The sequence below is a fragment of the Falsihalocynthiibacter sp. SS001 genome (genome assembly GCF_042445055.1).
Taxonomy (GTDB): domain Bacteria; phylum Pseudomonadota; class Alphaproteobacteria; order Rhodobacterales; family Rhodobacteraceae; genus Falsihalocynthiibacter.
Window position 1 is genome coordinate 1,659,188 of record NZ_CP170339.1, and the last position, 15,089, is coordinate 1,674,276.

Consider the following 15,089-nt stretch of genomic DNA (forward strand, 5'->3'; position numbering starts at 1 on the left):
AATTCAGCACCTAAAATAAAGCTATTTCAATAGGTTATAATTTTATTTGGTATAACCAAACTCGTGAATTGATTTGTGCGCGGTTCCTCGCAAGGCTTCTTTGTAATTAGTTAATGGGCGTGACAGTGAATAGCTGAAAGCGTTTCTGGGGAATTTTGGTACGTATTAATGAGTGAATTAACAATTGGGGAAATCGTATCTTTGCGCTTTCTTAAATCGTTGACCTGAGTTTTCTGTAACCGTTCGAAGTATTCGTGTGTGCAGTTCGCACTTTTAGTCTGTCGGGCCCTTGTTTTGTAAGGGGACCACAAGATGGCATTCGATACTGTTTATTTTGAAGGCGAAGTACTTGAATTAACTGCCGCGACTTTCGGCACGAGTCTTCAGAGGACGCAGACGGAAAATCAGGAAAAGGCCGGTATCAATAATCCTGATGGTGCCACCAATTCTGGGCTTCCTGATTTCGACGAATGGGGCCTGCGCCCAAATTATTCTGGCGACGGCTATCTTGATCTAAATGGTCCCGCCGAGACAAAGGCCGTACTTTCGATCAATGGTCCGGGTGAAGTGATCGTACCAGCGGGGACGTATGAGCTGACCGTACGCGGTGCTGCGAATAATAACCGCTCAATTGAAATTCTAGTGGATGGAGTTGCGCAGGGTGGTCCCACAGCCTTCAACACCACGGAATTCTATAACTGGGAAACGCAGACCTTTACGCTGACAATCCCCGAAGGCGCGAGCGAAATCCAGATCGCCCAGACCTCGTCAGCAGGTCCGAACATCGACGCGATCGCGCTGCACGAAGTCGGTGCCGCCGTCACGTTCCACGCGCCAGAAATCTCCTCGTCCGATAGCTTCAGCATTGCTGAGAATTCTAATGAGGTTGGCGACGTTGTTGCAACCGATGTCGAGGATGTATCTGGCACACCTAGCACGCTTACCTATTCGGTCTCGGGCGCCGATGCGGCGTTCTTTGAAATCGACCAAACTGGTACGTTAAGTTTCATTGGAGAGCCCGATTACGAAAATCCGCAAGGCTCCAACGGCAACGAGTATCTCTTGACGGTCGAGGTGAGCGACGGCGTTCTGACAACCACGCAAGACGTGACCGTTACCGTAACGGATGTCGATCCAGAACTCCCCAAGCCAACGATTGATGCGATCATCGTTCAGGCCGAGGAAGGCGTTATTTCAGCGGCTGCGGTCGATCCAACAACATTGGCGCAAACGCAACTCGCCAGCACTGAAAACGCGGGCACCGGCAAGGACCAGTACAACCTTTGGAACGATTATAGCGATACAGGCTATCTGGATTTCAACGGCGATGGCTCGGGGATTGGTGGCGATCAATCGGTTGCATACAGCGTCACTGTTACCGAAGCAGGCCTGTATGATCTGCATTTCAAGTTCATGAATAACACCAGCAATCGTCCCATTGATGTGGGTGTGAATGGGGTTGTTCAGCATAGCCAACTTTCGTTTGTCGGGACCGGATTTGGCAATTGGATTGAGCGCGCTCCTGTTCAGATTGAGCTTCAGGCGGGCGAAAACATTATCGAGCTTGCTGTTCCTGCGGGCTTTAACAATGGTCCCAATTTCGATGCGTTTGCAATTACAACCAGTGGTGATCCCGCGCCGGAATATGGTGTGCCTAATACCGCTCCCACCTTTGATGGCGAGACCCTTGCGGTCGACGTTGCCGAAGGCGCAACCGATGTGGTTAACCTGAATGTCACTGATGATGGTCAGGGAACCGTTAGCTTTGAGTTGGGCGGAGCAGACGCTGAACTGTTTACAATCGACGCTGCGGGCGCGCTTTCGTTCATTGAAGCGCCAGATTATGAAAGCCCTAGCGATGACGGTGAGGATAACATCTATAACGTGAGCGTAACTGTCTCGGACGAGGCAGGGTCGGATACGATTGATGTAACCGTGACGGCGACAGATGTTGTCGAGGACGTTCTGCCAAGCGCAATTACGCTTGCAGCAGTACCAGTTGATGAAAACGTTGCTGGCGCGGTCGTCGCGACAGTAACCGTTGTTGATCCCGACACTACTTACACGGCAGAAGATCTTACGTTAAATGATCCGTCGGGAATGTTCGAATTGATCACGACTGATGGCGTGATCGTCAAGCTCAAGGACGGAGTCTCGCTTGATTTTGAAGCAAGCGCGCAGCCCGAAATCTCAGTTTCACTCGGAGGTTTGACATCAGAGTCGTTTACCCCTTCGCCGAATGATGTCGATGAGGGACCTGTACAGGCTTCGTTCCTTGGGGCCATTACGTCCTATAGTTCACAGGATAAGCCCGCAACGGGGGATGCGACCCCCTCGGAGGATGGTTCCGAAATCACCTTGGAAGGGAACCTTTGGAAACGCGTCGCACTGGACGAAGCTCTGGTGATCAACGACGGAAGCCGCATGATCGTGGACATCCAGATTGGTGCGCTTGAGCCTGAACTCGTGCTCATCGGTTTTGACGATGATGACAGCCCGTTTGAAAGTGGCGACAATTCGGTTTTCCAATTGGCCGGCACCCAAGATGGTCCGAGCGTTTTCGCCGATTTGCGCGGAACGGGAAGCGATCAGGGCGATGGTGTGCTGCGGTTCGAGATCGATCTCAGCGGGCTGGCGGGGCGCAGCTTTGACAGCATCGTCATCGCGGCCGACGATGATAATGCGAGTGATGGCTATGGGTCGGTCACATTCTCGAACGTAATATTTGACGAGCAACCAACTGGAGGAGGCGACAATAGCGCACCGCGCACCGTTGGTGGCGGTATTTCGGATATCTCCGTAGATGAGGGCGGCGCGCTTGAAATCGATCTGCCGTTTGTCGATGATGACGGAGACACGATTTCTTATGCGTTTGAAGTGCGGAATGCAGGGAATGAATTGGTCATTGTACCAGGGCTTGCGATTGCGGATGGCGTTCTCAGTGGCGATGTACCTGAGGCACCCGGTGAGTATACAATCACGATCACGGCGGATGATGGAAACGGTGGCATTGGGACAGATAGTTTTGATCTGACGGTTGTGGACGTAAATGACGCTCCAATCGCCGAAGATGCAGCGTTCGAGCCGTTTTTTTCGAAGGTCGGAGAGGAAATTGCGGGCATCGACATCTCGCAATTCGCCAGCGCCTTTAATGACCCTGACGGTGATCCGCTTGAGCTCGTGGTCGAGGGGCTTCCGAACGGTCTGGAAGTGAATTCCGAGGGCGTGATTTCTGGCACCGCAACCGAAGAAGGAAGCGGCAGCTTTACCATTTTCGCGCGTGATCCCGATGGCGCAGTGAGCGGTCCGATTACCATTGGTTTGATCATCGAGGCGCCGCAATTGGGCGATGTGACGGTTATCGAGGCCGAGAATTTTACGGGCCTTGCAGAAGCCGAAAACTTCTATGCTGCCGCACAGCCGGGTGCATCGAACGATCAGCTTATTCGCGTGAACAATTCTGAAGACGGATCAGTAAGCACCCAACTTAGCGCGCATGGCCTCGCGACGGGGTACTACCAAGTTACGATCGATGTTTATGACGAAACCGACGGCACAGCGACGTTCTCACTTCAGGTGGGGGACACGCTATTGGCGGATGGCGACACCTTTGATGCATTGGGTGAATTCAAGGGGGACGGCGTAAGCAATCGTGGCAACGCGGGCCAGAGCGGCAACCAGAAAACCATCTCGTTTGATACGGTGGTTTATGTTGATAGCGACACAGTCCTGACGCTTTCGGGAAGTGCGGACGGAGAGCTTCTACGGACGGATCGCCTTACATTTACACGGGTTGAGCAGCCGAACGCGCTGCCGGAAAATATCGCCCTTGCGAATTCTTCGGTAGATGAAAATACATACGGAGCCGAGGTCGGTGTGCTTTCCGCAACTGACCCCGATGGTGATGATAGCGCGATTATCTTCAGTGTAGATGAGAGCAGCCCTTTCGAGGTCGTCGATGGCACGCTTAAGCTCAAAGGCGACGCGCGGTTGGATTTTGAAACAAGCGAGACAGTTTCCGTCGATGTAACGGCAACTGACGCAGATGGCGGCGGAACAGTTACAACGCTGAATATTTCGATCATCGATATGGACGAACCGCCCGCGAGCATTTCGTTGGATAATACGAGCGTCGATGAAAACGCAGAGGGCGCAATCATCGGAACACTTGGTGCAGTCGATCCAGAAGGCGGCGCAATCACGTTTGAAGTGAGTGACGATCGCTTTGTTGTCGAAGGTACGACGCTACGCTTGGCGGATGGTGTCGCTCTGGACGCCGAAGACCCAGCTGCGGTCAGCGTGACAGTTAGCGCCTCCGACGGAGTAAATGTTACTGAGCAATCCTATGATATCACCGTAAATGATCTGAACGACGCGCCCGAACTAGCAGCAGAGGCCGCGCTTGACGATGTCGAGGTTCCCTTCGCCAGCGAAGAGCGCATCGCCCTTTCAGGCTTGGGCGCAACCGATCAGGACGCAGGGGATACGGTTGCCTATCTGGCGCAAAGCACCGGTATTGATCCGCTACCTGCGGGCATATTCATTGATGGCGACGAGTTGGTCGTTGACGGCACAGTCCCAACTGGAACCTATGAAATCGAAGTGTCGGCCACAGATGGTAGTGCATCATCCGCGGCGGTCGCGTTTACCCTGACGGTTGGCGATCCTGCGCCATTTGCGCCGATCGTAATTCAGCCTGACGATAGCATCATTACGCTTTCAGATACCCCTGACGGTGATGCGACGATTACGTTCCACCGCGACGAAAACGTCGCAGAAGACGCCGAAACTCCAGGAACTGGTAAAATCCTCGAAAACGGTCTGCGGGCTGGCTACTCGGGGACGGGCTATGTCGATTTCGGGGACGATCCGGGCGATACGGCGACATTCACCTTCAACGTGCCCGAAGCTGGCAGCTATGATTTGAACATTCGCTATGCTTCGCAAGATGCGGGTGGAAATCCGCGCGAGTTGGATGTGGGCATTAATGGCGTCGAAACGAACACCATTTTTCCAAGCACAGGTCCGGGGGATGGGCCAGCAGAACAGCAGGGCTTTAATACTTGGATGTTCCTGACCACAACCGTAACGCTGGTTGCGGGCGAAAATACCGTCACGCTGGCGATGGCCGACGGTACGAACGCAGGTCCCAACGTTGATCGCATCGAGATTACCGAAGCGGGCAGTGGACCGATCCCAGAGGACACCACCGCCGACGAAGGCGACGACCTCGCCGCGACGGGACCAGCCGAGGAGGTGTCCGCCGATGACAACGACGCCGTAGACTTTACGCTCAGTGGCTTGGATGCGGATATCACGTTGATCGAAGTCTCGATCAATGGCGGCGCGACATTTGAAGAGGTCACTCCTGCAGATGATGTTGTGACGCTTGATCTCTCGGGCCTTGACGCTGGCACACAGACAATCACCTTCCGCGTAACCGATGGTGTCGGCAATACGGCCGAAACGGATGTGCAGGTCGATCTGGGTGGCGATACGCCGACCGAATTCTCCGAGACCATTCAACTTGCCGATGGTGATCCGCGCGTTGTGATTATCGATGAGGATCGCGACGGTGGCGGCGCGGGTAACGTTGACATGACCCAAATCCGTGACTCCGAAAACCCCGAGCCCGATGGCGCGGGCAAGATCGATGGCCTATGGCCCGGTTTCAACGGGAACGGCTATCTGGATATGGGCGGTGATATTGGTGATGCCTTCAGCTTTGCGGTGACAGTGCCCGAAGACGGGAACTATCTGATTGATTTTCGCTTCAATCAGGGCAGCGGCTCAACCCCAGAACGCCCCATGACCCTTGAAGTGGATGGCGTGGTCCTTGCAACGCTGACATTCCCGAGCAATGGCGATTGGACGATCTGGCAGAACGAGTCCGCCGTCGTTGCGCTCTCGGCGGGTGAGAATGTCATTACGATGACGAACACCATCGCCAACGGTCCGAATTTCGATCAGGTAACCGTCACGCGTGATGGTGTGGATACCTCTGCGGACGCGGATGAATTCCCGCTCGACCTAAGTGGTGATACGGGTGAGTTGTCCGGCGCTCAAGCCGCCTCGATTAACTTCAACGTTTCGGGGATGGATGATGATATCGTCAAGGTCGAGCTGAGCTTTGACGGTGGCACGACGCGTACTGATGTGACCGATGTCGTAGACGCGGACGGCGACTTTACATTCGACGGATCGTCGTTGCCTGCTGGCCAACAAGTCGCGACCATTATTGTGACTGATGACGCTGGAAACGAGGCGAGCGATACGCTTGGTTTCTCAATCGCGGCCCCTGCGTTTGAGGCGACAACCCTTCAGGCCGAGGACGCGCTGATTACGGATGTCGGTGATCCCGGTACTGGCCCAGAAGGGCGTTCTGTTACCAGAGAGGTAAACGCCGAGAACCCCGATGCATTCGGAAATTATCGCGAAGGAGGCGTGGGCGACGCATATCTCGACTTCGGGGAGAACCCGGGCGATGCGGTGACCTTCACAATTGATGTCCCTGCGAATGGTACATACTTGGCGACGGTTCGCTATGCCAACGGTGGTGCCGATCCGCGTCCGCTTGATCTTACGGTGAATGACGGTGCCGCAAGCTCTGTGAATTTTGTCCAGACGGGGTCTGGGGATGCTGGCTGGAATACTTGGACCGACCTTGAGATTGAAGTCGAACTCGTTGCAGGGACGAATACGGTTAAATTTGAAATCCCTGACGGCGCAGTAAACGGCCCGAACCTTGATCAGATTACATTCGAGGAGCTGTCGATTGATCCAATCGCTGCCGAGCGTTTTGTCGATGTGGTCAAGATCAACTTCGAAGCGCCGCTCTCTGGTAACGGAAGCTTCAACGCGCCCAGCGGATATACCACACCTGACGGATTTGAATCCGACACAGGCGAAGCATATGGCGCGCGTGGGAATGGCTTTACTTATGGCTGGGTCGATGTGGATGACACGGACGGCTCTGTTACGGGCACACCATTGGCACAGCCAACGGGCTCGGCACGCTATAAAGACAACGCTTCGGAGGCATCTGATCTTCAAAAAACATATATCCACTTTGACTACCCTGGTGCTGCTGCAGGCAACCGTGAGCGCGCATGGGAGATGGAAGTCGAGAACGGTGTTTATGAGTTGACCGTGGCGGTGGGTGACACTGCGGGGCAGTATGACTCAAACTATGTTCTGAATGTTGAAGGTGTACAATTCGGCGAGAGCTGGATTCCCGTCAACCTTGCTGGCGAGCAACTCGTTGGTGGGGCGTATAATGCTTCGTATGACGGCGAGGGATTCCGCTCGCATCTCGTGACGGGGATTGTCGAGGTCACCGATGGACGTTTGACGATTGATGGCACAGATGGCGACAACGTCGAAATTCAGTGGCTCGACCTTCAGAGCGTTCCTGACCTTACGCCAGATGATGGACGGTCGGCCGATCTGGATTATTCCAAGTTTGTGAGCGCGGTTGCGGCCTCGACCGAGGATGGACAGGTTTCGATTGAGATCGACCCAAGCGGTGATGTACCGCTCGATATCAATCCGACATCTGATATCGTTGTGGGTATTGAGCTTCAGGCAATTGACCATCGCGGCCCTGCGGTTGCCTATACGGATGGCGTGCGCCTTGTTGAAACGCTGACGGGCGAAGAAGTTGCCGTTAATGTTCAGGTAACTGGCGGCGCCGATTCACTTACGATCCGTCCGATGGCGGGACTCAAGGAGTTCACAAGCTACACACTCATCATCGAGGACGTGCTTGACCTTGGTAACCTGAACGACAGCAGCCAACCACTGCGCCAGTTCCAAGATTACACCACGACCTTTGTTACGGGCGAAATGCCCGAAACCGAAGCGCGCGAAGTTGCGTTTGACGATCAAGTCGTCCTGAACGGCTTTAGCGAAGGTGGTGTTGCGATCACGTCGATTGATATCGGCCCAGATGGTAAGCTTTATGCCTCGTCGATTTCTGGTACGATCCAGCGTTGGGACCTAAACCCTGACGGTACGATTGATCTCGAAAGTGCCGAAACACTGTCGCTCGATTATTTCCAAGAAACGGGTCGTACGATTATCGGTCTGGCCTTTGATCCAGAAGACCCGAATACAATCTGGGTTTCCGATAATGCGACGGTTCCTCGTCAGGGGCGTTCAGACCAAATTCCTGAATTCTCTGGACAAATCAGCAAAATCACTTTGGGTGAAGGCGGTTCCTTTGAAGGCGCTGAGGCCGAGACATACCTCACAGGGCTTCCGCGCTCTGGCGGCGATCACGTGACCAACTCCATCGAGTTCCGCGCCAATCCTGATGCGGGGCAACCGGGCGAGCCAAACTATCTGCTATACTTCAGCCAAGGCTCGAACTCGGCGGCAGGTCGTGCAGATAACGCATGGGGCAACCGCCCAGAGCGCCTGTTGAATGCGGCAATTCTTGAGGTCGATCCAACTCGGGACGCACCAGAGGGCGGATTTGATGTTCAAACCGAACCGTTCGAAGGCACAGATCCAACCTATCGCACGAGCGAGGCCTTCAACGAGGACGGCACCTTTGATGGTTACTATGATCCGTTCGAAGAAGGGGCGGTTCTCAAGATCTATGGCGAGGGTATCCGCAACGCTTATGATCTGGTTTGGCACTCGAACGGTCATCTCTATGTGCCCACCAACGGTACGGCGCGCGGTGGTAACACACCGGATGATCCAAACACTGCAATCAACGAGGAACTCAGTGGGCTCGATAAGCAATACGATTACTTCTTCACCATTGAAGAGGGTGGTTACTATGGCCATCCCAACCCGCTCTTGGATAACTATGTCGTCAACGGCGGCAATCCTACATCCGGCAGCGACCCAAACAGCGCGAACACACCTGACGGCGGCAATGAATATGCCGTAGGTGTGCAGCCTGACGAGGATTACGACCTAGAGGGGGCCTATTCGCTTGGCTTCAACAAGTCACCGAACGGCGCGACCGAATACACGGGGAGTGCGTTTGGTTCGAACCTTCAGGGCGCGGTACTTTTTGCGCAATTCTCGCAGGGCGACAACGTGCGTGTCATCAATGTCGATCCGATCACAGGTGAGATAACTGGCGACGACGTTCTGCGTCGCGTCGACGGCAGCGAGATCAATGAATATATCGATCCGCTCGATATCATCGAAAACCCACTCACGGGACAACTCTATCTTTCGACACTCAACCGCAGCACAGGCGAAAGCTTGATCATCCTGCTCAATCCAGCTCCTGGCGGGGTCGTAGGAGACAACACTGCGGACGAAAACAACGACTTGCAACTCGTGGTCATCAATGTCGATGACCCATCAAATGTCGTGTTCGAAGTTGTCGGGCTTGATGATGATATCCAATCGATTTCTGTTTCCTTTAATGGTGGGGCCGCGCAAACGGTCACGCTTGATGGGCAGAACCGCTTCGTGGCCGATGTTGGGGCGACTTCGGGCAGCGTTAGTGCCATGTTGACCGTCGAAGATGACGATAACAACACCGCCAGCGATACAATTGCCGTATCGCTCGACGGAACTTCGGGACCGACGTTTATTGATGCTTCTGAATTTACGGTTCTGGATACAGACGATGGGACGATCATTCGCATCCTGTCTGATCCAAGCACCCACGAGGACAGCAGCAATGATGCCAACGGGGACGGTCTGAATGACGGTCACGACGGAGACAGCTATATCGATCTCGTTGGTGGTCCAGAAGACAAAGTTTCGTTCACCTATGTTGCGGATGCGCCCGGAACATATACGCTCTCGTTCCGCTTGGCCTCTGCTACGTCTCGATCGATTGCGGTGAAAACGGGTGATCAGTCGGAAACCATCAATGCCAATACAGATTCCTTTACGAACTGGGTGGATTATCCGGTGGTTCTGACGCTCGAAGCGGGGATCAACACGATCGTAATCGCACAAACCACAGCCGCAGGTCCAAACATCGACAGCGTAACCGTAACGCCATTGTCGGTTGAGGACATCACCGCAGACGAGGGCGGCGATTTGGACTTGATCGCAACCGATCTCAGCGACCTGAGCGAAGCGGTGTTTACCATTTCGGGGGCGGATTCCGATATCGTTGACTATGAAGTTGTCTTTGATGACGGAAGCGACACCGTGACGGTTAATCCAACTGGAAACGGGTCGTTTACGGTCGATCTTACTGGCTTGAACGGAAGTGCTACGGCGACGCTTACTGTTACTGATGGTGCTAATAATACAGCCTCTGAAACAACAACTGTTTCCTTGACCACCACAGTTCCGAATGACGGCACAGAAGAGGTCGGCGGCGCAACCTTCGTGATTTACGAGGCCGAGAACGCACAGCTTGATGGTCCTGTTGTTGAGCAAGAGGATCGCACGCAATCTGGTGATTTCGTCGACTTTGACGGGACTTCGGATCAGTCCATCACGTGGACCGTTGAGGTGCCACAGGACGGAAACTATGCGCTCGACATCCTCTATGCGCTTTCAACGACCAAGGAAGCGCGGCCAATGGCGCTGTCTGTTGATGGCACGGTGGTCGAAACACTGCCGTTCGCACCCAACAGTAACAACGCCGAGACAGAGTGGGGGCCACAGTCAACACAAGTAACGCTGACGGCGGGTGTTCATACGCTGACGGTTACTGCACCTGGGGCGAATGGGCCGAACGTGGATTATCTGCGGATCACCCAGTCGCCACTGACTTCTGCGCTTGATTTGACCGCCGATGAGGGCGACAACCTCGCGCTCACTGTGGTGGATCAAACCGATAGCTCTGCTGTGGTCTTTGAGATCAATGGTCTCGACGATGATATCACCACGGCCCAGATCAGCTTTGACGGCGGCGCGCCAATCTCGGTTACGCCGCAGAACGGGCAATTCACGCTTGATCCGGGTATTTCGTTTGGAGAAATCGACGCGGTTCTGACCGTTCTGGATGATGCGGGTAATGTCGCCACCGCCGAGACCGAGTTCGCAGTTGCGCCAAATGGCAACGTGAATGCCGATATCGCAGTACAAAGCCTTGATGCCGCGTACTATGCGGATCGTCTGCACTTCTCGTTCCTGCAAAATCCCGTGAACAAGGATGAAACGCGCGATTACAAGGATGAGGGCACCGTTCGTATTTCCAACACAGGAAGCGAAGACCTCGAGTTTGCCAGCGCGGCATTGACGGGGCCGTTTGATCTGGTTGATCCGACGATCTTTGACAATCTGGTGCTTAGCGCAGGCGAAAGCATTGATGTCACGGTTGTCTTTGATAACAGCGAAGTGTCTCCGAAACCAACAAGCGGCGTGAATTCGGTGCTGGAAGGAGAGTTGACCCTCGTGACCAACGACGCCGAAGATCCATTCGTAACAGTCGATCTAGCAGCGTTCTGGCAGTCAAACCCAGAAGGCGGCCAAGAGCCGAACGTCAACGAGGTATGGGAGCTGTTCGGCTTCGGAAACGAGATCGAAGGGCTTTCATACAATGGTGGAGGAGAGAACTCGGTTCTCAACTTCTTTGATCTTCACATCCCGGTGGATGAGACCGAGGTTCTGTCGCCGTATTGGAAGATCGCCGATGGCGCGACCGAGGCAAAGATCACCCAAATCGCGGCCTTCCACGGTCCGGGCGGGGCATCCTTGGGTATCCACGGACCAGGCGACAAAGGCAACAGCAACCAAATCAACTTTGGCAGCCACGGCGGCACCGCAAACCAGACAATCCTGCCGCTACAAGGAAATGGAAATGCGTTTACGCGCACCTTTGACAATTCGGATATTCCGGATGGCTGGGCGGGGCCTGATTACTTCGGGATCGAAGTGGCGGGACTGTCCACAGATCCAACACTGAATCCGACAGGTTCGGGGCAGGCCACGCAAGCACAGCTTGACGCAAAATATCCGGGCCAAGGTTATACTGTTTCCGATGGTCAGGTTTATGATGCCGACGGCAACGAAGTGTCTGATGGCTACACCGTACGGATGTACCAAGCTGTAGATGCCGAAGGAAATGTGATCGACAACGTCTTTCTTGGCGTGATGGATTACACTGGCATCAACTACGACTATAACGACAATATGTTCATCATCGAAGGTGTAGCGCCAGTGTTTGACGGAGCTTCGCTTGAGGTTGAGGGGCTTGATGCCGCAGCGGCGGATGATCGTTTGGTCTTTACCAGCATTGATCAGCCCGTCAGTGGACAAGAGTTCCGTAACGAAGCCACGATTACGCTCTCGAATGCAGGCTTTGCGGCACTAGCGATTAGCGCGATTACATTCGATGGCGCGGATGCTGGGTCGTTCGAGATTGTCGGAAATGCTCCAACATCAATTCCTGCGGGTGGCTCGGTTGACGTGACCATTGCCTTTACAGGAATTGACGGTGTCGACGACAACGCAGCAGTCTTGCAAAACGCGAGCCTGACGGTTGAGACCTCTGCTGGTGACACAACGATAGCGTTGGCTGGTCTGGCGCAGCTTCAATCAGAGAGCGGCGAAGAACCAACCGTTGCGCAAATTGTCGAGGCGTTTGGTTATTCGACCGACGTAGCCCAAGGCCAGCTGAACGGTGGTGGTGACGTCGAGACAATCGGCGACGAGGTACTGCTGCCTTATCTCCAACGTCTGGACGACAGCCAGCCAGTTGAAGTCATCAACATGGCCGCGTTCCTTCAGCAAGGGAACATCAGCCGCGTGAATATTCACGACCTGAGTGACGATGGTTTGACCGAACTCTTTGCTGGTGACGATCAACAGGGGCAAACAGTTTCGCCGGATGGGCTGGTTGTCGGAAGTGGCAATACAGGAAGCGTGGGGCAGGCCTCTCTGAACCGCGATGCACCGTTTGGTATCAAAGTCACCGTGGACGGGCGGCCAACATACGCCGCGTGGACAGACCCTGAGATCAACAAAGCCGACAGTGCTTTGGGCGTGAATGACGAAGGGCACTATATCCGCTTCTTCGAGGCCAAAGATTCATCAGGCGCGGTGATCGAAGGTACCTATATCGGTGTTCAGGATTATCCTGGTGGCGGCAACTTTGATTATAACGACGCGATGTTCGTTGTGACCAATGTAACGGCTTACGATCCGTCTGGTGCCGAGGATGCGGACAGCAACGGAGTTATCGATGCGCTCGAGACGGACTCCGATCTCGACGGCACCGTTGATTTCTTTGATGACGACAGCACCCCGAGCACCCAAGCGCCCTTCGGCGGTACTGCGCCTGTGCTGGCAGATACGCTAAGTGTCGCGGCCGATACGTTTGATACCGGCGGTCAAGGCGTTGCGTGGAATGATAGCCCGGGCCAAGCGGGCGGCAACGGTCGTGGTGACAGTGATGTTGAAATCATCGACGGCGCTGTTGCCTATGTCGAAGGTGGCGAATGGGTGGAGTACACAATCGATGTATCTTCCGCTGGTACATTCGATCTATCGACGATCGCTAAGGCTCCGACGAGTGGCGCAACAATCTCTGTCTCAATAGAGGATGGGCCAACGCTTGCGACAATCACGTTGCCGGATGCCAATGATCCCGGAAATAATGGGTTCGGTGGTACCGACTTTGGTCCGACTGATCCGGTCGAGATTGATCTTGAGGCTGGACAACAAACGCTGCGCTTTACCTTCGGTGGTACGGTCGCGGATAATGGTTATATCCTAGACTTCCAGAGTTTCTCTCTTGAGCGGGTCGAGGATGTTGTCACCCCTGGCGAACAATCTCCGTTCCCGGGTCCGGACGCCGCGACATTCAGCGATGGTTTGCTGAGCTTGAACGCAGTTGAATATGACAACGGCGGGCAGGGCGTATCCTACAACGATGATCCAGGTCTGGATGGTGGCACCAACGGCGGCCGCGACGGATCGGACGTTGAGGTGACTGGAGCCGGTGATGTCGGCTGGATCGCAGATGGCGAGTGGTTGGAGTATACAATCGACGTGCCTGCCGATGGCAGCTATGACGCTGAGTTGCTCATGTCATTCGGTGGCTCAGGTGGCCGCAGCGCGACACTTGAGTTCTATAAGCCAGATGCGTCAACACCTTATGCCTCTAGCGGACCTGTTGCGAACGGGTCTACCGGAAGTTGGACAACCTTCGAAACGCGCGATGCTGGATCGATTGATCTTGAAGCGGGCGAGCAGGTTGTGCGCATCACCTTCAATGGCGGAAGTCAGGATCTGCGTTCATTCACACTAACGCAACCAGTTGTCGAAGAACCCCCTGCGCCAGAAGTGATCGGCGAAGCGGGCACAGTGACCTTCACGCAGGAAAACTCCGATCAATGGTTCCAAATTGATTTTGGAGAAGCGTTGGAAAACCCATCTGTCGTGATGGGACCGTTAACCTTTAATGGTGCTCAGCAGTCCGTGGTTCGTGTACGGAATGTTACTGACACGGGCTTTGAGTTCCAGCTGGATGAATGGGACTATCTTAACGGTCAACACATCGAGGAATCTGTCTCTTGGATTGCGATTGAGGCTGGAACTCATCTGGTCAACGGGCAAACAATCATTGCTGGTCGCAGCAGCGTATCAGGCGCCCAATCGGATGTGGACTTCTCGAGTGATTTTGATGAGGCACCAGTCGTAGTTGCTCAGGTTACAACCACGAACGACACGGCCGCAGTAACAGAGCGTCTTCAAGACATCACCGCAGATGGCTTCTCGGTTGTCCTTGATAATCAGCAAAGCGATACGACACCGCACGCGGATGAAACCTTGGCGTGGATCGCAATCGAGGAGGGGGGCTCGGCGCTCGACGGGTTCCTCGTGAACTCAACCGGTCGTGAAGTTGACGAGAACGTTAGTACTGTGACGTTTGATGATAGTTTCGCGACAGACGAGTTCATCTTCATTGCGGATATGCAAACCGAACACGGGAATGATCCTTCGGATCTTCGCCTTGTGTCTACGGACGCGCAGTCAGCGGCGTTCTTCGTGCAAGAAGAAACCTCTGCGGATGACGAAACGCTGCACACAACCGAAGAGGTAGGCTATCTCGCGATGTTGGAAGGTAGCATTTTCCACGATATCGTTTAATGAAAAGGGGTCCAGTAGAGCAATCTGCTGGACCTACGCTAACAGTGTATACCTTTGAA

General features: G+C 54.3%; 1 protein-coding gene. It reads left to right on the forward strand.

The annotated features are described in order from the left end of the window. The first annotated feature begins 312 nt into the window (after positions 1–312). The gene (locus ACFE33_RS08040) at positions 313–15,030 is read left to right on the forward strand and encodes a carbohydrate-binding protein (RefSeq protein WP_380052068.1); all 14,718 of its coding nucleotides are present in this window, start codon (positions 313–315) and stop codon (positions 15,028–15,030) included. Positions 15,031–15,089: the final 59 nt, after the last annotated feature.